Here is a 21832-nt window from a genome sequence, read left to right on the forward strand (position 1 = left end):
CTACGTGCGGACGGGATAAGTGCTGAAAGCATCTAAGCATGAAGCCCCCCTCAAGATGAGATTTCCCATGGCGCAAGCTAGTAAGATCCCTGAAAGATGATCAGGTTGATAGGTCAGAGGTGGAAGCGTGGCGACATGTGGAGCTGACTGATACTAATAGATCGAGGACTTAACCAACGCTTTAAAAAAATGAAATACCTTCTTATTATCTAGTTTTGAAGGAACAACGTTCCTTACATGTTTGGTGGCGATAGCGAAGAGGTCACACCCGTTCCCATTCCGAACACGGCAGTTAAGCTCTTCAGCGCCGATGGTAGTTGGGGGTTTCCCCCTGTGAGAGTAGGACGCCGCCAAGCCATTTAAAAGATCAGCCATCCGGCTGGTCTTTTTTGTTGTTCGTGATTAAAAAAAGGTTTTTTATTTTCAGGGACAGCATAGGGCTGGCCTTATTTGAATTGGGCCGAATTTAAGTGGTGGTAACCTTAGGAGAGAAGAAAATATCAGGTTTTGCATTCATCTTTTAGGGTATTTATGTAAGATATTTCAATTTTAATGTTCAATGGGGTATGTAACTACATATAATTTGGAGAAAATGGATAATACAGAAAGAGAAAGTGCGTTTAAGTTGCAAAATGCATTATTCCTTGTATAATAATAGTCAAATATAGTCAAAGTCAGAATGGAGGAGGCTGAGTGAGAAACATATCTGATGTTATCGAAACTTATTTGAAGCAAGTACTTGAAATAAGTCAAAAAGATATCTTAGAGATTAAAAGAAGTGAAATAGCAGATAAATTTCAGTGTGTTCCTTCTCAAATCAATTACGTAATCAATACCCGGTTTACCATCGAAAGAGGTTATGTTGTGGAGAGTAAGCGTGGAGGCGGCGGTTATATACGCATCATGAAAGTCGAATCACAGGATTCCGTGCAACTTATCAACCAATTATTATCGCTTATTGGTTCAAGGGTAACCCAATCGATGGCTGAAGGAGTAATTTCAAGGCTGATGAATGAAGACGTCATTAATGAAAGAGAAGCAAAGATAATGATGAGCGTCATAGATAGATCGGTGATTTATATCGACCTACCTGACCGCGATGAGCTTAGGGCAAGAATTTTAACTGCGATGCTTACGACTTTAAAATATAAATGAAACTGGCAGAGGTGATGAACGTTGATTTGCCAAGAATGTCATCAAAGGCCTGCTACCCTGCACTTCACCAAAATCATCAATGGAAAAAAGACTGAAGTCATGATTTGTGAGAAATGTGCTCAGGAAAAAGGTGAAATGTTCATGGATGCAGGTGGACCTGGTTTTTCAATAAATAATTTATTAGCAGGATTGTTGAATATGGAGTCGAATATTCAACAGACAAAGGCAAATGCATTTCCCAAAACGGAAGAGAGGCGTTGCCCGCATTGTCATCGATCTTATAAAGAATTTGTCCATATTGGTAAGTTTGGCTGTGCCGAATGTTATAAAACGTTCAATGAACAGTTAAATCCCATTTTAAAGAGGGTTCACAGCGGCAATACAGCACATATAGGGAAAATTCCAAAAAGGATTGGTGGCACTATATATCTTCGAAAGCAAATTTTGGATTTAAAAGAAGTTTTAAAGGTCCACATTGATCAAGAGGAGTTTGAGAAAGCGGCAGAGGTAAGAGATAAGGTTCGTTCCCTTGAGAAAAGGTATGAAGCGCAAGAGGGAGGCGAGGAATTATGAGCTTGGAAAAGTTTGTAGAAAACGCCCTGAGTTCCTGGATGAGTGCCGAAGGGCCGGAAATCGATATTGTATTGAGTTCGCGGATTCGGCTGGCCAGGAATTTTAAAGACTTTACCTTCCCAACCTCCTTTTCTAACGAAGAAGCTAAAAAAATCATTGAATTGGTCAAAAAAAGGATCGAAGAAGAAGTAACCCCGGAGATTGGAAAACTGGAACTTTTAGAAATCGACCAATTGCAGCCACTTGAAAAGCGCGTTCTCGTTGAAAAACATTTAATAAGTCCCCATTTAGTTGAAGATTCAGCGAAAAGCGCATGTCTCCTTTCGGAAAATGAAGAAATAAGTATCATGATAAACGAAGAGGATCATCTCCGTATTCAATGTTTAATGTCGGGGTTGCAGCTAAAGGAAACATTAAAGATTGCAAATGTTCTTGACGATTGGATTGAAGAATCCATAGACTATGCATATGATGAGGAAAGAGGATACCTAACTAGTTGTCCAACTAATGTGGGAACAGGATTAAGGGCTTCAGTCATGATGCATCTGCCAGGCCTTGTCCTTACACAGCAGATGAATAATATCATACCGGCTATCAACCAATTGGGGTTGGTGGTTCGAGGGATTTATGGAGAGGGCAGTCAAGCCTTGGGGAATATTTTTCAAATCTCCAATCAAATTACTCTTGGAAAGTCGGAAAGGGATATCGTTGAAGATCTAACAAGTGTAGTGCAACAAATCATAGCCCAGGAACGGTCAGCGAGGGATGCATTAGCGAGGACTTCCCACATACAATTAGAAGATAGAATTTTCCGTTCATATGGGATTTTGTCCAATGCCCGCATCATCGAGACCAAGGAAGCAGCTACCTGTATCTCCGATGTTAGGTTAGGGATAGATCTTGGGTATATAAAGAATATTTCTAAAAGCATTCTAAATGAGTTGATGATTTTGACGCAGCCGGGATTTTTACAAAAGTACGCAGGTGGCCCTTTAAGACCCCATGAAAGGGATATCCGTAGAGCAGCACTCATTCGGGAACGCTTGAATTTCACGGAATCTTCCTCCTCATAGAGGTCATTGACCTCTTTAGGGAGTATCAAATTTCATGTAATAGATATGGAGCAAGAAGAAGCTTCTGTCATAACTTAGAGAATTGCCAGCAACTTTATTCAAAACGAAAATTCTTAAGGAGGAATTCCCTATGATGTTTGGTCGTTTTACTGAAAGAGCCCAGAAAGTATTAGCATTAGCCCAAGAAGAGGCAATCCGTTTAGGTCATAATAATATTGGCACGGAACATATTTTACTGGGCCTTGTCCGAGAAGGTGATGGTATTGCTGCCAAAGCGTTATATGCTCTTGGATTGGGTCCGGATAAGATTCAGAAAGAAGTGGAAAATTTAATTGGCCGTGGACAGGATACGGCTCAAACGATACATTATACCCCAAGAGCCAAGAAAGTCATTGAGCTTTCCATGGATGAGGCAAGAAAATTAGGTCACTCATATGTTGGGACAGAGCATGTACTTCTAGGTCTTATCCGAGAAGGGGAAGGTGTAGCTGCCCGCGTATTGAATAATCTGGGAGTAAGTTTAAATAAAGCGCGGCAACAAGTATTGCAGCTTCTGGGAAGTAATGAATCTGGTGGTCATCAAGGTTCAGCCGCTTCAAATGCAAGCACGCCGACACTGGATGGCCTTGCCCGTGATTTAACGGCGATTGCCAGGGAAGGAAGTTTGGATCCCGTTATCGGAAGAAGTAAGGAAATACAGCGTGTCATCGAGGTATTGAGCCGTCGTACAAAAAATAACCCAGTATTAATCGGTGAACCTGGTGTTGGTAAAACAGCCATTGCTGAAGGGCTTGCCCAACAGATCATCAATAATGAGGTACCTGAAATTTTACGTGATAAACGCGTAATGACACTTGATATGGGTACTGTTGTGGCCGGTACTAAATACCGGGGTGAATTTGAGGACCGGTTGAAGAAAGTTATGGATGAAATACGTCAGGCGGGTAATATCATCCTATTCATCGATGAATTGCATACATTGATCGGTGCAGGTGGTGCAGAAGGTGCCATTGATGCCTCCAATATCCTTAAACCATCATTGGCGCGAGGTGAATTACAATGTATCGGTGCCACGACTTTGGATGAGTACCGGAAATATATTGAAAAGGATGCTGCGCTTGAACGTCGTTTCCAGCCAATCCAAGTCGATGAGCCGACTATTGAGGAATCCATCCAAATTCTCAAGGGGCTGCGTGACCGTTATGAGGCACATCACCGCGTATCGATCACTGACGAAGCGATTGATGCCGCAGTCAAATTATCCGACCGTTATATTTCCGATCGCTTTTTACCGGATAAAGCGATTGACTTGATTGATGAAGCTGGTTCCAAGGTTAGGCTGCGTTCATACACAACGCCACCTAACTTAAAAGAACTTGAAGTGAAGCTGGATGATGTTCGTAAGGAAAAAGATGCTTCCGTTCAGAGTCAGGAATTTGAAAAAGCTGCTTCACTTCGCGATACAGAACAACGCTTAAGAGAACAATTGGAAGAAACGAAAAAGACTTGGAAAGAAAAACAAGGGCAGGAGAACAGTGAAGTGACTGTGGATGACATTGCACACGTCGTATCCAGTTGGACGGGAGTTCCAGTCACTAAATTGGCGCAAACAGAGTCAGACAAACTGCTTAATATGGAGTCAATCCTCCATGATCGTGTAATTGGTCAGGAAGAGGCTGTCATTGCGGTTTCTAAAGCAGTAAGACGTGCAAGGGCAGGATTGAAAGATCCTAAACGTCCAATTGGTTCATTCATCTTCTTGGGGCCTACAGGGGTCGGTAAAACAGAGCTGGCCCGTGCTTTAGCTGAATCCATTTTTGGTGATGAAGATGCCATGATCCGCATCGATATGTCCGAATATATGGAGAAACATTCGACTTCACGTCTTGTTGGATCCCCTCCAGGATATGTTGGATACGAAGAAGGCGGTCAGTTAACGGAAAAAGTGCGGAGGAAACCATACTCCGTCGTTCTGCTTGATGAAATAGAGAAGGCGCATCCGGATGTTTTCAATATTCTTCTTCAAGTATTGGAAGATGGAAGACTGACAGATTCCAAGGGGCGTACTGTCGATTTCAGGAACACCATTCTGATTATGACATCGAATGTAGGGGCGTCGGCCTTGAAAACTGATAAGTATGTGGGCTTTAACATCCAGGATACTGGTCAGGACTATAAAAATATGAAAGGGAAAGTGATGGAAGAACTCAAACGTGCATTCCGTCCGGAATTCCTGAATCGTATTGATGAAACTATCGTGTTCCACTCATTAGAGAAGGATCATTTGAAACAAATCGTTACATTAATGTCAAATCAGCTTACTACCCGTTTGAAAGAACAGGAGATATACTTGGAGCTGACAGATGCGGCTAGAGATAAAATTGCTACGGAAGGTTTTGATCCGGAATATGGGGCACGTCCAATCCGCAGGGCACTTCAGAAGCATGTAGAAGATTATCTATCCGAAGAGTTGCTTAAGGGTAACGTGAAAAAAGGGCAAACGGTCGTAATGGATGTCGTGAATAATGAGTTTGCAATCCGACAAGGCGAGCCTGTTAATGTAAGTGAATAACCTGATCCTAAACTTCGAGGTACACGCAGATTCTATTGCAGTGTACCTCTGTTTTTTATCTATAGGTAGATTTGAGTATAAATGGGATAAGCAGAATGAATATTTTTTAAAAAAACTTAGCCTTAAGAAGGTTTAAATAAATCAAAGGTATAATATCCTTAATATAGATATTTTTTCCAAAGAAAGAGGAGTAATTTATGGCTGTAAAGAAGAAAACAAAATTTATGTGTCAGTCTTGTGGATACGAGTCACCGAAATGGATGGGGAAATGCCCAGGATGCGGTGAATGGAACAAAATGGTCGAGGAAACTGAAATCGTTAAACCTGCTAGAAAAGGCGCCTTTACCAATTCAGAGGTTAGAGGTTCCGGGGAACGGGAGAAGGCAGCACCGATAACGACTATTCAATCAGAAAAAGAACCCCGGATTAAGACGGATTTAATGGAATTGAATCGTGCTCTTGGGGGCGGGATTGTACAGGGTTCACTTGTATTGATCGGAGGAGACCCGGGTATCGGTAAGTCCACCCTGCTTTTACAGGTATCATCCCAATTGGCGCATAAACAGAAAAAAGTGCTTTATATTTCAGGTGAAGAATCAGTCAAACAGACTAAATTGAGAGCGGATCGGCTTGGGACCATGTCGGAGAATCTATTCGTTTATGCTGAAACCGATATGGATTATATCCAACAGGCAATTACGGATGTAAAACCGGATTTGGTCATTATTGACTCCATTCAAACGGTATATCATTCGGAGGTTACATCCGCCCCGGGAAGCGTTTCACAAGTGAGGGAGTGCACAGCCTCACTCATGCGCATTGCTAAAACGAACGGAATCGCGATTTTTATCGTCGGACACGTTACAAAGGAAGGGGCCATCGCGGGGCCACGGCTACTTGAGCACATGGTTGATACTGTATTATATTTTGAAGGTGAAAGACACCATACATATCGAATTATACGTGCGGTTAAAAATCGCTTTGGTTCGACGAATGAGATGGGTATTTTTGAAATGAAAGAACATGGGTTGGAAGAGGTCGCGAATCCATCGGAAATCTTCCTTGAAGAACGGTCGCAAGGAGCCTCAGGTTCCACAGTCGTCGCATCCATGGAGGGCACAAGGCCGGTGCTAGTTGAAATCCAAGCATTGATTTCTCCTACGAGTTTTGGCAATCCGAGGCGAATGGCCACGGGAATCGACCACAATCGAGTTTCGCTTTTAATGGCCGTTCTGGAAAAGAGAGTGGGCTTGCTGCTCCAAAACCAAGATGCGTATTTAAAGGTTGCCGGTGGTGTCAAGCTGGATGAACCTGCAATTGATCTCGCTGTCGCAATAAGCATTGCTTCAAGCTTCCGTGATAAACCAACAAACCCTGCCGATTGCATCATTGGTGAAGTGGGGCTGACTGGTGAGGTGAGAAGGGTGTCAAGAATTGAACAAAGGGTGCAGGAAGCAGCAAAATTAGGGTTTGAGCGAGTTATCATACCGGCTAATAATATAGGGGGATGGACAGCGCCGAAGGGTATTAAGGTCGTTGGTGTTTCATCGGTTTCGGAGGCTCTTAAACAATCGTTAGGGGGTTAAGTATGACAGATAAAAAAGGGTATGAGAAAACAAAACTGGAAATTCTGCAAATTGTTGCTCCGGGTACCCCGCTTCGGGAGGGGATTGAAAATGTCCTGAGGGCAAATACGGGTGGTTTGATAGTGGTCGGATATAATGAGAAGGTGCGAGTGATCGTGGATGGCGGCTTCGAAATCAACTGCAGCTGTACCCCCAGCACATTATATGAGTTGGCAAAGATGGACGGAGCCATCATTTTAAATGAAACAGCCGATAAGATCATTTTCGCAAATGCCCAGCTAGTACCGGATAACAGTACACCTTCCACCGAAACGGGAATGCGGCATAGGACAGCGGAACGTGTGGCAAGGGAGACCAAGTCACTGGTCATCGCTATCTCACAACGTCGGAATGTCATCACTTTATATCAAGGCAATTTCCGATACGCCCTTAAAGATATTGGAGTCATACTTGCCAAGGCTAATTTAGCCATTCAGACCTTGGAAAAATACAAGGTGGTCCTGCAGCAGAGCATATCGGTTTTAGGGGCGCTCGAGTTTGAGGAAATCGTTACCTATGCCGACCTTTTGCAGGTATTTCACCGATATGTAATGGTGCTCAGGATCAAGGCAGAGCTATTAACGTACCTTAATGAGCTTGGTACGGAAGGAAGATTGATCCGTTTGCAAATGAATGAAATCCTGGCAGATATTGAAACGGAAGGAAAATGGCTTATCAAGGATTATACCTCCAGTAATGATGAAGATCCCGAGGAAATCATTTTTAGGCTTCAAGAGTTGGCCATGCAGGAAAAACTGGATGAAAGCATTCTTCTAAAGGTGCTGGGCTATAATGGATACATACACCTTGATGAGTCAGTACATCCCCGTGGTTACCGTATTCTTCATAAAATCCCACGCTTGCCGGGTTTGATCATCGAAAATTTAGTGAAACAGTTCGGAAGCTTTAGTGAAGTCAATAAAGCTACGGTTGAAAACCTTGACGATGTGGAGGGCATAGGCGAAGTCCGGGCAAATAAAATCAAAGAAGGACTCCGGATTTTAAAAAATCAGCTTGTCACAAATAGAAGGATGTAGGGGCAGCTGGCCTTTTAAAATTCCCTTGACTTGCTTGAAATTGGTTGGTGTTTATTTTTGACACTCAAAACTCAGGGTGCTAGGCTAATATTACGAAAAAGAGAAGAAATCATATTTGTAAATCCACTAATTCCTAGAGTGAATTTAACGTATATAATGAAAACGAATTTTCGAAGGTTTCATTTTATTTTATTGGTCAATAATGAGTAGAAGGAGGTGAAAGGGATGTTAAAACGCATTATACAAGCATGCTTCTTAATAGTCGGCGGAACACTTGGTATGTTACTTATTCCAGAATTATTAATTGTTTTACATGCAGATGATATTGCTTTAATAAACAATCCTTATGTAAGTGTACTGTTGGGTGCCATTATCTTTTATCTTATAACTTTTTGGGCAGTAGATCATGTGATCTATTTTATGAAGTGGCTGGAGGAACAGCTTGTAAAGATACCAATTACGGATATAATCTTTGGCAGCGTCGGTCTTTTAGTGGGACTGCTTGCGGCGTTCTTGGTTGGCTCCGCCTTCAGTGCCATCAAGTTTCCATTTTTTAATACAGTGGTTCCCATCATCCTTACGCTTTTATTTGGTTATCTTGGTTTTCAAGTTGGCTTTAAAAAGCGTGATGAGCTATTGAGTTTATTCACGAAAAGCAATAAGAAAAAGAACACTGATGGAGAAGCGAGCGAAGACGATGAAGAGGGGTATAGCAAGCGGCTGAAGATTCTCGATACAAGCGTCATCATTGATGGCAGAATTGCGGATATTTGTCAGACAGGCTTTCTCGAGGGTACCATAGTCATTCCTCAGTTCGTATTAAACGAACTGCAGCACATTGCCGATTCATCGGATGCTTTGAAAAGGAATCGTGGAAGACGTGGTTTGGATATCTTGAATCGGATTCAAAAAGACCTTCCGATTAAAGTGGAGATGTACGAGGGGGATTTTGAAGACATTCAGGAAGTGGACAGTAAACTAGTGAAACTTGCCAAAATATCGGGCGGAATGGTCGTTACCAATGATTTCAATTTAAACAAGGTATGCGAGTTTCAAAATGTGGCGGTCCTTAATATCAATGACCTTGCCAATGCCGTAAAACCTGTTGTTCTTCCTGGGGAAGAGATGAATGTTCAGGTCATCAAGGACGGGAAAGAGCAGAACCAGGGCATCGCTTATTTAGACGATGGCACCATGATCGTTGTCGAAGGTGGCCGTGACCATATCGGGAAACGCATCGATGTACTTGTCACAAGTGTATTACAAACCTCGGCAGGCCGTATGATATTCGCTAAACCGAAACTATTAGAAAAAGCATTATAAAGAAGAGTAGGAGAAACCGTTATGTTTTATGAAGTAGTGATACCTGCAGCTGGACAAGGCAAAAGAATGAAGGCGGGCAAGAATAAACTTTTTATTGAACTATCGGGTATCCCGATTATTGTTTATACACTGCGTGTCTTCGAAGAAGATCCTGACTGTCGGGGAATCATCCTTTCGATAAACCCGGCAGAAAAGGATTATTTCAGTCAATTGATTGCAGCATATGGGCTTAAAAAGGTCAAGAAACTGGTCATGGGTGGCAAGGAGCGCCAACAAAGCGTTTATAATGGACTGCAACATGCAGGAGAAGAAATCGTCCTGGTCCACGACGGTGCCCGCCCTTTTATCAATGTTGGGCAAATCAGTGAATTGACTACTGCCGCCTCCCTTCATGGAGGTGCCGTAATTGCAGTGCCCGTTAAAGATACGATTAAAAAAGCGTCAAACGATAAGGTAGTGGAAACAGTGGAACGATCAAGCTTGTGGGCGGTACAAACTCCACAAGCTTTTCGTGTATCCATATTGAAAAGTGCCTATGAACAGGCTGAAGCTGAAGCATTTTTAGGGACGGATGATGCAAGCTTGCTAGAGCGGATCAATGAACAGGTAGTTATTATTGAGGGCAATTATGATAATATTAAAATTACGACTCAGGAAGACCTTTATTTTGCAGAAGCGATTTTACATAAACAACATGGAAAACGATGATTGGGGAGAATGATATGTTTAGAATAGGACAAGGATATGACGTTCATCAGCTTGTGGAGGGGAGACCTTTGATTATTGGCGGGATTACGATTCCGTATGAGAAAGGTTTGCTAGGTCATTCGGATGCGGATGTTCTTCTGCATACAGTTGCTGATGCCTGCTTGGGGGCAATTGGTGCTGGGGATATCGGTAAGCATTTTCCGGATACCGATCCTGAATTTAAAGATGCCGATTCGGCAAAACTGCTGCAGTATATTTGGGCGATCGTAAAAAAAGAAGGATATTCCCTAGGCAATGCGGACTGTACAATCATTGCACAAAGTCCGAAAATGGCACCGTATATTGAGGAAATGCGCGGCAGGATTGCTGAACTTTTAGATGCGTCGATAGACAGAATTAATGTAAAGGCGACCACTACCGAGAAACTTGGTTTTACAGGCAGGAGCGAAGGAATCGCCGCACAGGCTGTGGTTTTATTGGTTAAATCAAACTAATTTCGTTTTTAGAGTGGATGCCTTTATCCCAATGTATTTAAATGATAATATATACAATAGAATAGAACGACTGGGAGGTCTATATATATCATGAGCAGCGATATTCGAGTTCGCTATGCACCGAGTCCGACTGGACATTTACATATTGGTAATGCACGGACTGCTTTATTTAATTATTTATACGCACGAAATAAAGGCGGGAAATTCATCATCCGAATTGAAGATACCGACCAAAAGAGAAATATTGAGGGCGGAGAGGAAAGTCAGCTTAAATATTTGAAATGGCTTGGTATGGATTGGGATGAAGGTGTTGATGTTGGCGGTGAATTCGGACCATATCGTCAATCCGAAAGGAACGACCTTTATCAGGAATTGTATCAAGAGCTTTTAGATAAGGGTTTGGCATATAAATGCTATTGTACGGAAGAAGAGCTTGAGGCAGAACGTGAAGGACAGGTCGAGCGGAATGAAACGCCAAAATATTCAGGGAAGTGCAAGCATTTAACTGAAGAAGAGCAAGCGGAACTAGTGGCCCAAGGAAGAAAACCGAGCATTCGCTTTGCTGTTCCAACTGGGAAGGTCCTTACTTTCAATGATATGGTTAAGGACGAGGTTTCGTTTGAAGCGGATGGCTTTGGTGATTTTGTCATCGTTAAAAAAGATGGCATTCCAACCTACAACTTTGCAGTGGCCGTCGATGATCACTTGATGAAGATTTCCCATGTCCTTCGCGGTGATGATCATATCTCCAATACCCCAAAACAACTGATGATTTATGAGGCCTTCGGCTGGGAACCGCCGGTATTTGGACATATGACGCTGATTGTAAACGAAAGCAGGAAGAAACTGAGTAAACGTGATGAGTCCATCATTCAATTCATTGAGCAATATGAAGAGCTTGGTTATGTACCTGAAGCTTTATTCAATTTCATTACATTACTAGGATGGTCTCCGGTCGGGGAAGAAGAGATTTTCACGAAGGAAGAATTTATTAATCTTTTCGATGCTGATCGACTGTCTAAGTCACCTGCGCTTTTTGATAAACAAAAGCTTACATGGATGAATAACCAATATGTGAAGCAACTGGATGGAAATCGTGCAGTGGAATTGTCAATGCCTCACTTAATTAAAGCCGGGAAGGTTTCAGAGACACTGACCGCCGAAGAAGAAGAGTGGGTACATGGGCTAGTTTCCCTTTTTCAAGAGCAGATGAGCTATGGAGCGGAAATAGTTGAGCTATCTGAACTGTTTTTCAAGGATGAGGTCGTGTTCGAGGAAGATGCCAAGGAAGTACTGGCTGAAGAACAGGTGCCGGAAGTCATGAAAGCCTTCCTTCAGGAGATCGATGGCCTTGAAGAATTTAACGCGGATGACATCAAGAAGTCAATTAAAGCCGTACAAAAAAGCACAGGCCATAAAGGGAAAAAATTATTCATGCCGATAAGGGCGGCCGTCACGGGTCAAACACATGGTCCTGACTTGCCTAAGGCGATTTCATTACTCGGCAAGGAAAAAATTAAACAGCGTATTCAGAGTATTTTATATTAACAATTTGTCAAAAATGTAATATAGTATTTAATAATCTTACAAAAGAACGCGTAGATGGGGAGAAGTAAGTAAACGAAGCTTTTTAGAGAGAACCATAACCTGCTGAAAGTGGTTCAAGCCTCTCGTTTCCTGAAATGCACCCTTGAGTCCTTTGCTGAACTAACCTATAGTAGGCACAGGCGGAATGTCCTCCGTTACAGGGATTAAAGTTGGGGATGAAAAAACAGGAAAAAGCTTTACCTGCTTCGTACATTCCAAACAGAGTGGAACCGCGCTTAAAGCGTCTCTGTCTATTTGGACAGAGGCGCTTTTTTATATGCTTTAAAAGCTTCAAAGGGGATGTTGAAAAAGTACGCAACATAGGGGGGAATCATTTTGTTAAAGATGTTTAAAGAAGATATCGAAGTGGTTTTTGATCAAGATCCTGCTGCGCGCAGCTATTTGGAAGTCATATTGACGTACGCGGGTTTACATGCGATTTGGAGTCATAGGATGGCTCACGCACTATTTAAGAAGAAATTCTTTTTCCTGGCAAGAAGTGTATCTCAGATCAGTCGGTTTTTTACCGGTATTGAAATTCATCCAGGGGCTACGATTGGCCGTCGCTTCTTCATTGACCATGGAATGGGAATCGTCATTGGCGAAACTTGTGAAATTGGCGACAATGTATCTGTCTTTCAAGGTGTAACCCTTGGGGGGACAGGAAAGGAAAAGGGAAAACGTCATCCTACGATAAAGGATAACGTTTTGATTGCTACAGGAGCAAAAGTGCTGGGTTCCATCACTGTTGGGGAAAACTCAAAAATCGGTGCAGGATCGGTTGTTTTAAAGGAAGTGCCACCAAATTCCACAGTGGTGGGCATTCCAGGTAAAGTGGTCATTCAAGATGGTATCAAAATCAACAAAGATCTAAATCATTGTGATCTTCCTGATCCAATTGCTGATCGCTTTAAGGAATTGGATAGTGAAATCAGGGCCTTAAGAGAGAAGATGGCTGAAGAGAAGCAGAAGGAAAGGAGCCTATAATATGGCGATTAAAATATATAACACGGCTACAAGAAAAAAGGAAACCTTCGTCCCGATGGAAGAGGGAAAGGTGAAGATGTACGTATGCGGACCCACTGTCTATAATTACATTCATATTGGTAATGCAAGACCGGCAATCGTATTCGATACCGTTCGTAGGTATTTGGATTACCGTGGATATGATGTGCAATTCGTTTCGAACTTTACGGATGTGGATGATAAGCTGATTCGTGCGGCAAAAGAATTGGGGGAAGATGTCCCAACCATATCAGAGCGTTTCATCAAGGCTTATTTTGAAGACGTGTCGGCATTGGGCTGCAAAAAGGCCGATGCTCACCCAACCGTAATGGAGAACATGGATGCAATCATTGAATTCATCTCGGCATTAATTGAGAAAGGATTCGCTTATGAATCTGAAGGGGATGTGTATTACCGAACTCGTAAGTTTGAGGGGTATGGAAAACTTTCACATCAGTCCATCGATGAGCTGAGAGTGGGGGCGCGTATTGAAATAGGGGAGAAAAAACAAGATGCCCTTGATTTTGCCCTTTGGAAAACGGCAAAGGATGATGAAATATCTTGGGAAAGCCCATGGGGCAAGGGGCGTCCTGGCTGGCATATCGAATGCTCCGCAATGGTCAAAAAGTATTTGGGCGATACAATCGATATTCATGCAGGAGGTCAAGATCTGGCTTTCCCTCATCATGAAAATGAAATTGCACAATCTGAAGCATTGACGGGTAAGCCCTTTGCGAATTATTGGATGCATAACGGGTATATAAATATTGAGAATGAAAAAATGTCTAAGTCCTTAGGCAATTTCGTCCTTGTGCATGACATCATCCAGAAGCATGATCCACAAGTGTTACGCTTCTTTATGTTATCTGTACATTATCGTCATCCCATCAATTATAGCGAAGAAGTGCTTGAAAATGTAAAGGCGTCCCTCGATCGCTTAAGGACATCTTATCAAAACTTAAAGCATCGCCTTCAAGTTAGTGACGGATTGACTGAGAATAATGATGTTTGGTTAGGGAAGCTGAATGAGTTACATGAACAATTCATTAAGGAAATGGACGATGATTTCAACACAGCTAATGCAATATCCATGCTCTTTGAACTTTCCAAACAGGCAAATTATTACTTGATGGAGAAAAACACAGACAAGGAAGTGATTGATGCTTTCCTTGATAAATTCAGCATCCTATTTTCTGTCCTAGGTTTGTCCCTTGAAGAAGAGGGGCTTTTGGATGAAGAAATTGAAGGCTTGATACAGCAGAGAATTCAAGCGCGGAAAGACCGTAATTTTGGGTTATCTGATGAAATTCGTGATCGATTGAAAAACATGAATATCATATTAGAGGATACCCCTCAAGGTACAAGATGGAAAAGAGGGTAATTAATGCTTCATTACGATAGTAAGGTAGATGCAAAAATGCTGAACAGTCTTGCTTTAGCATATATAGGTGATGCTGTATACGAAACGTATATACGGCATCACCTCATTCAAAAAGGAGCGGTCAAGCCCAATCTGCTCCACAAAAAAGCTACATCTTTTGTAGCTGCTAAAGCGCAAAATAAAATCATCCACTTTTTCCTGGAGTCAGATTGGTTATCGGAAGAGGAATCCGCTGTCGTTCGGCGCGGCCGAAATGCAAAATCCGGTACGGTACCGAAGAACACAGATGTGCAAACGTATCGCTACAGTACAGCCTTCGAGGCACTTATGGGATTTTTGTATTTATCCGGTCGAAAAGAAAGAATGGAAGAACTCATCAAAAAATCCATTGAATACATTGAAGAAGAAAAGGGGAGTAACCCATGAGCGAAGAATATATCATTGGCAGAAACCCCGTATTGGAAGCACTTCGCTCCGAACGGGATATTAATAAAATTTGGATAGCTGAGGGCTCGCAAAAAGGCTCGATGCAACCACTCATCGGTCTGGCGAAGGAAAAGAAGGTATTCGTCCAAATCGTACCGAAGAAAAAAATTGACCAAATGGCAGAAGGCATCCATCAAGGTGTTATCGCACAAGTGGCTGCATATGAATATGTGGAGCTGGATGACTTATTCGCAAGAGCGGCTGAACGGGACGAAGCACCTTTTTTCATGATTCTTGATGAAGTTGAAGATCCGCATAATTTAGGTTCAATCATGAGGACGGCTGATGCAGTCGGGGCCCATGGAATCATCATCCCAAAAAGAAGAGCGGTGGGCTTGACGGCGACAGTGGCAAAAGCTTCGACGGGTGCAATCGAATATATTCCGGTAGCTCGCGTTACAAATTTGGCAAGAGCGGTGGAAGAGTTGAAAGAGCGAGGGGTATGGATAGTCGGTACCGATGCGAAAGGCAGCGATGATTACCGTAACATGGACGGAAAGATGCCTATCGGACTTGTTATCGGCAGCGAAGGAAAAGGCATGGCCCGGTTAATGAAGGATAAATGTGATTTTCTCATCCGTCTCCCTATGGCAGGACAAGTAACTTCGTTAAATGCATCGGTAGCGGCCGGTTTATTGATGTATGAGGTTTATAGAAAAAGAAATCCTCTAGGGCAATGATGAAATGAATATTCTGTTGGTGGACGGTTATAACATTATTGGAGCTTGGCCGGAACTGAGAGAATTAAAAGAACGGGATCTTGCTGCTGCAAGAGATCGGCTGATAGAAATGATGGCAGAATATCAAGCATTTACCGGATACCGTGTAATAGTCGTATTTGACGCTCAATATGTTCAGGGAATTGCCCGCATATTCAAAAATCACAAAGTTGACGTAATTTTTACAAAAGAAAATGAAACTGCGGATGAAAGAATAGAAAAGATGGCCATTGAACTGAATAATGTCAAAACGCAAATTCAAGTGGCTACCTCTGACTTCACGGAACAGTGGGTGATCTTTGGCCAAGGGGCCCTAAGGAAATCCGCTCGTGAACTGCTTATTGAAATGGAAGAAATACAAGGCGAAATCATGAAAGATGTAAGAAAAACAACGACTATAAGACCCGTGGCCAAAATTCCTTTAAGTGAAGAAGTGGCAGAAATTTTCGAAAAATGGCGCCGGGGTAAAATTTGAACCATTGACGGGTAAAATTTACCTGCTGTATAATATTTCTATCTGAGTCAGGTCAGGGGGATATAATGTGGGTCTCAAATTCGGAATGAAGCTGAACGAAAAGTATCTGCAGTTTGAGGATGATGAATTGATAGGGTTGGTGCACACTGGAGACAGTGAAGCGCTGGATTATTTGATCCAAAAGTATCGTAATTTTGTAAGAGCTAAGGCAAGGACTTATTTCTTGATTGGTGCCGATAAGGAAGACATCGTGCAAGAAGGTATGATTGGTTTATATAAAGCCGTCCGTGATTTTAAAGGGGATAAGTTATCTTCTTTTAAAGCATTTGCAGAACTATGCATTACGAGGCAGATCATTACAGCTATCAAAACAGCAACACGTCAAAAACATATTCCGCTCAATTCCTATGTTTCCCTGGACAAGCCCATTTATGATGAGGAATCGGACCGAACTCTAATGGATATCATATCCGGTACGAAAGTTTTGGACCCGGAAGAACTGATCATCAACCAAGAAGAGTTTGACGATATCGAATTAAAGATGGCCGAGCTCCTGAGTGATCTTGAGAGAAAAGTGTTAGCTCTTTACCTGGATGGACAAACCTACCAAGAAATTTCGGAAGAGTTGAACCGGCATGTTAAGTCAATCGACAACGCCCTTCAACGGGTGAAAAGAAAGCTCGAGCGCTATCTGGAAGTAAGGGAAATCAGTTTATAATCCCTCCGCTTTTTCCGCTTAATTTCATCTGTCCCTTCTCCACATGGAAGTTTATTATTCACTAAAATTTTTAATGGATGTTAAGTAACCGATGTTTTGATTTATGGTGTCCATAATGGGTGAAACCCGCTTTGATATTGACAATAAAAAACAGCCGTGATAAGGTTTTATGGATATAGTAGATAGGATAGGTGTATCTAATGCGAAAAAAAATAGTTCTTGCATGCAATGATTGCGGTACAAGAAATTATAGTTATGAGAGCAAACAATCGACAAGCGGCGAACGACTGGAAATCAAGAAATTTTGCAGTACGTGCAACTCACACTCGATTCATAAAGAAACGAAATAACCGTTTTATAAATAGATTTACAGAAGCTTCTAATGCTTGGAGGTACATTCATGAAACGTTTTACCGAATTTTTCAGCGGAGTCGCTCGCGAAATGCGAAAAGTAAGCTGGCCGAAACGCAAGGAGCTTACTAAATATACAATCGTGGTAGTTACGACTGTATTGTTTATGGCTTTATTCTTTACAGTGGTTGATTTGGGCATTTCCGAATTAATTCGCTTAGTTATTGAATAAGAGATTCGAAAATAAGGTATAATAGTGATAGAATAATATGTGTCAGCAGAAAAGCCCGGAAACGGGTTTTTTAATTTGTCTTTTTTAATAGCTCGAAATCGAGCACTGCTGTAATATGAATCATCACAATATTTTCTAGTTAAGTCAGGATGACGCCGGTATGGTTTTTGGCTAAAACGTTCAAAGATAAAGATTAATAAAGAAAATGATTGATTGCAGGGAGGGAAGGACGTTAAAGTCCTAACACATGGAAAAGAATTGGTATGTAGTTCACACCTATTCAGGTTATGAGAACAAGGTTAAGGCTAACTTGGAAAAACGTGTTGAAACTATGGGGATGGAAGACAAGATCTTTCGCGTTGTAGTTCCAGAAGAAGAAGAAACAGAAGTGAAAGATGGCAAAAAGAAAGTGACCAAAAAGAAAGTATTTCCAGGTTATGTATTAGTTGAAATCATCATGACGGATGATTCATGGTACGTTGTCCGGAATACGCCTGGCGTAACAGGTTTCGTAGGTTCATCTGGAGCTGGGTCAAAACCGACTGCATTGCTTCCGGAAGAAATTGAAGTCGTCCTTAAACGAATGGGCGTAGATGAAAGCAAAATCGAAGTTGATTTTGAAATCGGTGACACGGTTCAAGTTAAAGAAGGACCTTTCGCAACCTTTGCAGGGCCAATTGAAGAACTTGATAAAGACAAAGGGAAAGTAAGGGTCCTAGTCAATATGTTCGGTCGTGATACACCGGTTGAACTTGATTTTAATCAAGTGGAAAAATTATAAACGGAAAAAAACTTGAAATTGCCTTTTGAAAGTGGTAAAATTTCAAAGGTCAGTATGTTTCAATTTTTAGGCCTCAACGATACAAGCATTCTTTATTAATAGATAAAGAATTCAAGATGAGTGGGAGGGTATTACCCTATTACCACATCACGGACTTATAAGGAGGTGTGTCTCGTGGCTAAAAAAGTAATTAAAATGGTTAAATTGCAAATTCCTGCTGGTAAAGCGAATCCGGCACCGCCAGTCGGTCCTGCATTAGGTCAAGCTGGTGTAAACATCATGGGATTCTGTAAGGAGTTCAACGCTCGTACAGCAGATCAAGCTGGTCTAATTATTCCTGTTGAAATCACGGTATTTGAAGACCGTTCATTTACATTCATTACAAAAACTCCGCCGGCTGCAGTATTGCTTAAGAAAGTAGCTGGTATCGAGTCTGGTTCTGGTGAACCTAACCGTAATAAAGTTGCTACAGTCAAGCGTGATCAAGTGCGCGAGATTGCTGAAACTAAAATGCCTGACCTAAACGCTGCAAGCGTTGAAGCTGCAATGCGTATGGTTGAAGGTACTGCTCGCAGCATGGGTATTGTCATCGAAGACTAATCCATGTAATTGCTATTTGTTTCTACGGGGTTGCGATTGATACTCGCAACCTTTATTCGTGGGAGGTCATTCCGTTAAAACCACAATTTAGGAGGATTTATATCATGGCGAAAAAAGGTAAAAAGTATCTTGAAGCAGCTAAGCTTGTAGAAGTTTCTAAGGCTTATGCTGTAACTGAAGCAATCGAAGTTGCTAAAAAAGCAAACTTCGCAAAATTCGATGCGACTGTTGAAGTTGCTTTCCGTTTAGGCGTAGACCCTAAGAAAGCTGACCAACAAATTCGTGGAGCTGTTGTTCTGCCGAATGGTACTGGTAAAACTCAACGTGTATTAGTGTTCGCTAAAGGCGAAAAAGCAAAAGAAGCGGAAGCTGCTGGTGCTGACTACGTTGGCGAATCTGACTACATCAACAAAATCCAACAAGGATGGTTCGAATTCGATGTAATCGTTGCGACTCCAGACATGATGGGTGAAGTTGGTAAACTTGGCCGTGTATTAGGACCTAAAGGTTTAATGCCTAACCCTAAAACTGGCACAGTAACTTTCGATGTAACGAAAGCTGTTAATGAAATCAAAGCTGGTAAAGTTGAATACCGCGTAGATAAAGCTGGTAACATCCATGCTCCAATCGGTAAAGTATCTTTCGAAGATGCTAAACTAGTGGAAAACTTCACTGCTATTTATGATACATTAGTAAAAGTTAAACCTGCGGCTGCTAAAGGAACTTACATGAAAAACGTTTCTGTAACAACTACAATGGGCCCTGGTGTGAAAGTTGATCCTTCTACTTTCAATAAATAATTGACATACCAAAACTATTATTGTTATAATAAGTTTTGTTGTGAATAAATGAATACTATTTGTACCGTAGACAGTAGGTGCTCATTACGAGCTTAATTCCCTGCCGAGGTAATTCGATAATAATAGTCCTAGACTATGACTTTTGAAATTACTGCCTTCATGTCTGCAATAGAGATGAAGGCTTTTTCTTTGAAACGGTATAAATGTTTTCAAGCAAATCTACAGGAGGTGTAAGGATGAACGCAATTATTGAACAAAAGCAAAAAATCGTTGCTGAGATTTCTGATAAGTTAACTTCAAGCCAATCAACAGTAGTTGTTGACTACCGTGGATTGACTGTTGCTGAAGTAACAGAACTTCGTAAGCAACTTCGTGAAGCTGGCGTTGAGTTTAAAGTTTACAAAAACTCATTAACTCGCCGTGCTGCTGAAAGTGCTGAACTTGGCGCTTTGAACGAATCATTAACAGGTCCAAACGCAATTGCATTCTCAAATGAAGATGTTATTGCGCCAGCAAAAATCCTTAACGATTTTGCGAAAAAACATGAAGCTTTAGAAATCAAAGCCGGAGTTATCGAAGGAAATGTTGCAACTGCTGAAGAAATTAAAGCTCTTGCAGAACTACCTTCACGCGAAGGCCTACTTTCAATGCTACTCAGCGTGCTACAAGCACCTATGCGCGGACTTGCTCTTGCTACAAAAGCTGTTGCAGAGCAAAAAGAAGAACAAGGCGCGTAAGCTAACCGCTTATCTAGCCTATTGATTCAAAAAAAAACCAACCATTTCGAGGAGGAAATAAAAATGACTAAAGATCAAATCATTGAAGCAGTTAAAAATATGACTGTTTTAGAATTAAACGACCTTGTAAAAGCAATCGAAGAAGAATTCGGCGTAACTGCTGCTGCACCTGTAGCTGTAGCTGCTGCTGGTGGCGCTGCTGCTGAAGAAAAAACTGAGTTTGATGTAGTCCTTACATCTGCTGGAGATCAAAAAATCAAAGTTATCAAAGCTGTACGTGAAGTTACAGGTCTTGGACTTAAAGAAGCAAAAGAACTTGTTGACAACACTCCAAAAGCAATCAAAGAAGGCGCTTCTAAAGAAGAAGCTGAAGAAATCAAAGCTAAACTTGAAGAAGTTGGAGCTGGCGTTGAAGTTAAGTAATCTTGCATAAACAAAAAGCTCGCTATCACTGGCGGGCTTTTTTTCTTCATTTTTAAAGAAATGACGGAAACTGGCCGTTAATGGTTTGGTAACGAGAGGATTTCGTTATTCGAACATTCCGGCGTGCAAGCATCCATTCTTCAATTCTCTTCTCTCATTAAATCTTCAATATTCCTTTCTGATAGGGGGAGATGACTCTGACAGAGCATTACTACTCACATAAACCGGATGTCGTAAGCAATCCGAAATTTTGGGATTTCACATTAAAGGGACGTACATTTCGCTTCAAAAGCGATAATGGTGTTTTTTCGAAAAAGGAAGTTGATTTCGGATCGCGTCTTTTGGTTGAGAGTTTTAACCTTGATGAAGCTGTGGAAGGAGATATTCTCGATGTTGGTTGCGGTTATGGGCCAATCGGTATATCGATTGCGGCAGCTTATCCCGATAGAACGATAGAAATGATTGATATAAATAGCCGGGCAGTTGAATTGTCAAAAGAGAATGCGGCTTCTAATGGGATCGCAAATGTGAAGATTTACGAAAGTGATCGTTTTGACAAAGTTGCCTCCAATCAATTCGCGGCGATTCTTACGAACCCTCCCATTCGCGCAGGTAAAAGTGTAGTCCACGAAATTTTAGAAGAAGGCTATCGCAGTTTGGTAGCTGGTGGAGAATTATGGGTTGTCATTCAAAAAAAACAAGGGGCTCCATCCGCAATGGATAAAATGGAGCAATTATTTGGAAATGTTGAAGTGCCCGTTAAGAAAAAAGGTTACTATATACTATTATCCAAAAAGGTTTGACTCTAAATTTTCGCTATGTTAGTATTATAAAATGCATATATATAATTCCGTAACTATGCAATTTTTATACCATTGATGTATAATCAATGGATAATATGGAAAAAATATATAAATAATAGTTCGTTTTATGAGAAATAGTGGTTTTTAAAATAAAAACCATTTTCTTTTTGTCTA

At 41.5% G+C, this 21832-nt stretch carries 24 protein-coding genes, 2 rRNA genes and 2 other annotated features; all 26 genes read left to right on the forward strand.

Annotation, left to right across the window (positions count from 1 at the left end; genetic code table 11):
• Window positions 1-177: ribosomal RNA gene (locus N0M92_RS23790) — 23S ribosomal RNA — on the forward strand; the annotation flags it as partial.
• A 63-nt stretch (window positions 178-240) separates the two neighbouring features.
• Window positions 241-356 (forward strand): 5S ribosomal RNA (gene rrf / locus N0M92_RS23795).
• Window positions 357-693: 337 nt separating this feature from the next.
• Window positions 694-1155: a CtsR family transcriptional regulator gene (locus N0M92_RS23800; RefSeq protein WP_048677843.1), complete on the forward strand. Its 462-nt coding sequence runs from the start codon at window positions 694-696 to the stop codon at window positions 1153-1155.
• 21 nt (window positions 1156-1176) lie between these two features.
• The gene (locus N0M92_RS23805) at window positions 1177-1728 is read left to right on the forward strand and encodes a UvrB/UvrC motif-containing protein (protein ID WP_098373578.1); all 552 of its coding nucleotides are present in this window, start codon (window positions 1177-1179) and stop codon (window positions 1726-1728) included.
• Complete coding sequence (locus N0M92_RS23810) at window positions 1725-2801, forward strand: protein arginine kinase (RefSeq protein WP_192207427.1); 1077 nt, start codon at window positions 1725-1727, stop codon at window positions 2799-2801. The genes N0M92_RS23805 and N0M92_RS23810 overlap by 4 nt, the downstream gene beginning before the upstream one ends.
• Window positions 2802-2931: 130 nt before the next feature.
• Window positions 2932-5373 (forward strand): ATP-dependent protease ATP-binding subunit ClpC, encoded by a 2442-nt coding sequence (clpC, locus tag N0M92_RS23815; RefSeq protein WP_192207428.1) that lies wholly within the window; start codon window positions 2932-2934, stop codon window positions 5371-5373.
• A 197-nt stretch (window positions 5374-5570) separates the two neighbouring features.
• Window positions 5571-6959 (forward strand): DNA repair protein RadA, encoded by a 1389-nt coding sequence (radA, locus tag N0M92_RS23820; RefSeq protein ID WP_260288179.1) that lies wholly within the window; start codon window positions 5571-5573, stop codon window positions 6957-6959.
• A gap of 2 nt (window positions 6960-6961) precedes the next feature.
• Window positions 6962-8035 (forward strand): DNA integrity scanning diadenylate cyclase DisA, encoded by a 1074-nt coding sequence (disA, locus tag N0M92_RS23825; RefSeq protein ID WP_192207429.1) that lies wholly within the window; start codon window positions 6962-6964, stop codon window positions 8033-8035.
• A gap of 225 nt (window positions 8036-8260) precedes the next feature.
• Window positions 8261-9358 (forward strand): PIN/TRAM domain-containing protein, encoded by a 1098-nt coding sequence (locus N0M92_RS23830; protein WP_192207430.1) that lies wholly within the window; start codon window positions 8261-8263, stop codon window positions 9356-9358.
• A 21-nt stretch (window positions 9359-9379) separates the two neighbouring features.
• Complete coding sequence (gene ispD / locus N0M92_RS23835; RefSeq protein ID WP_260288181.1) at window positions 9380-10066, forward strand: 2-C-methyl-D-erythritol 4-phosphate cytidylyltransferase; 687 nt, start codon at window positions 9380-9382, stop codon at window positions 10064-10066.
• A gap of 14 nt (window positions 10067-10080) precedes the next feature.
• Window positions 10081-10560 carry a 2-C-methyl-D-erythritol 2,4-cyclodiphosphate synthase gene (ispF, locus tag N0M92_RS23840; protein WP_134784433.1) on the forward strand — a complete coding sequence of 160 codons (480 nt, stop codon included), beginning with the start codon at window positions 10081-10083 and terminating at the stop codon, window positions 10558-10560.
• Window positions 10561-10650: 90 nt separating this feature from the next.
• A complete protein-coding gene (gene gltX / locus N0M92_RS23845) occupies window positions 10651-12108 on the forward strand; it encodes a glutamate--tRNA ligase (protein ID WP_260288182.1) in 1458 nt (485 codons plus the stop codon).
• A gap of 42 nt (window positions 12109-12150) precedes the next feature.
• Window positions 12151-12399 (forward strand) — a binding site (T-box leader).
• 84 nt (window positions 12400-12483) lie between these two features.
• Window positions 12484-13134: a serine O-acetyltransferase gene (cysE, locus tag N0M92_RS23850; RefSeq protein ID WP_260288183.1), complete on the forward strand. Its 651-nt coding sequence runs from the start codon at window positions 12484-12486 to the stop codon at window positions 13132-13134.
• Window position 13135: 1 nt separating this feature from the next.
• Window positions 13136-14533 (forward strand): cysteine--tRNA ligase, encoded by a 1398-nt coding sequence (cysS, locus tag N0M92_RS23855; protein WP_260288184.1) that lies wholly within the window; start codon window positions 13136-13138, stop codon window positions 14531-14533.
• Between the two features lie 3 nt (window positions 14534-14536).
• On the forward strand, window positions 14537-14959 hold the full coding sequence (locus N0M92_RS23860) for a Mini-ribonuclease 3 (RefSeq protein WP_076372889.1): 423 nt from the start codon (window positions 14537-14539) through the stop codon (window positions 14957-14959).
• A complete protein-coding gene (gene rlmB / locus N0M92_RS23865) occupies window positions 14956-15699 on the forward strand; it encodes a 23S rRNA (guanosine(2251)-2'-O)-methyltransferase RlmB (RefSeq protein ID WP_260288185.1) in 744 nt (247 codons plus the stop codon). Before N0M92_RS23860 ends, rlmB begins: the two co-directional genes overlap by 4 nt.
• Before the next feature lie 4 nt (window positions 15700-15703).
• The gene (locus N0M92_RS23870) at window positions 15704-16213 is read left to right on the forward strand and encodes an NYN domain-containing protein (protein ID WP_260288186.1); all 510 of its coding nucleotides are present in this window, start codon (window positions 15704-15706) and stop codon (window positions 16211-16213) included.
• Window positions 16214-16298: 85 nt separating this feature from the next.
• On the forward strand, window positions 16299-16931 hold the full coding sequence (sigH, locus tag N0M92_RS23875; RefSeq protein ID WP_094246690.1) for an RNA polymerase sporulation sigma factor SigH: 633 nt from the start codon (window positions 16299-16301) through the stop codon (window positions 16929-16931).
• 200 nt (window positions 16932-17131) lie between these two features.
• On the forward strand, window positions 17132-17281 hold the full coding sequence (gene rpmG, locus N0M92_RS23880) for a 50S ribosomal protein L33 (protein ID WP_192207436.1): 150 nt from the start codon (window positions 17132-17134) through the stop codon (window positions 17279-17281).
• Between the two features lie 50 nt (window positions 17282-17331).
• The gene (gene secE, locus N0M92_RS23885; RefSeq protein WP_076372883.1) at window positions 17332-17514 is read left to right on the forward strand and encodes a preprotein translocase subunit SecE; all 183 of its coding nucleotides are present in this window, start codon (window positions 17332-17334) and stop codon (window positions 17512-17514) included.
• A 247-nt stretch (window positions 17515-17761) separates the two neighbouring features.
• Window positions 17762-18295 carry a transcription termination/antitermination protein NusG gene (gene nusG, locus N0M92_RS23890; RefSeq protein WP_048677866.1) on the forward strand — a complete coding sequence of 178 codons (534 nt, stop codon included), beginning with the start codon at window positions 17762-17764 and terminating at the stop codon, window positions 18293-18295.
• Window positions 18296-18469: 174 nt separating this feature from the next.
• On the forward strand, window positions 18470-18895 hold the full coding sequence (gene rplK / locus N0M92_RS23895) for a 50S ribosomal protein L11 (RefSeq protein ID WP_034305057.1): 426 nt from the start codon (window positions 18470-18472) through the stop codon (window positions 18893-18895).
• A 104-nt stretch (window positions 18896-18999) separates the two neighbouring features.
• Window positions 19000-19695 carry a 50S ribosomal protein L1 gene (rplA, locus tag N0M92_RS23900; RefSeq protein ID WP_260288187.1) on the forward strand — a complete coding sequence of 232 codons (696 nt, stop codon included), beginning with the start codon at window positions 19000-19002 and terminating at the stop codon, window positions 19693-19695.
• A gap of 46 nt (window positions 19696-19741) precedes the next feature.
• Window positions 19742-19892, forward strand: a sequence feature (ribosomal protein L10 leader region).
• Window positions 19893-19931: 39 nt separating this feature from the next.
• Complete coding sequence (rplJ, locus tag N0M92_RS23905) at window positions 19932-20432, forward strand: 50S ribosomal protein L10 (protein WP_192207438.1); 501 nt, start codon at window positions 19932-19934, stop codon at window positions 20430-20432.
• Window positions 20433-20495: 63 nt separating this feature from the next.
• On the forward strand, window positions 20496-20855 hold the full coding sequence (gene rplL / locus N0M92_RS23910; RefSeq protein ID WP_048677872.1) for a 50S ribosomal protein L7/L12: 360 nt from the start codon (window positions 20496-20498) through the stop codon (window positions 20853-20855).
• Between the two features lie 197 nt (window positions 20856-21052).
• Window positions 21053-21658, forward strand: a complete 606-nt coding sequence (locus N0M92_RS23915; RefSeq protein WP_260288212.1) for a class I SAM-dependent methyltransferase — start codon at window positions 21053-21055, stop codon at window positions 21656-21658.
• The last annotated feature ends 174 nt before the right edge of the window (window positions 21659-21832 follow it).

The sequence above is a fragment of the Peribacillus aracenensis genome (genome assembly GCF_025175645.1).
Classification (GTDB): domain Bacteria; phylum Bacillota; class Bacilli; order Bacillales; family DSM-1321; genus Peribacillus; species Peribacillus aracenensis.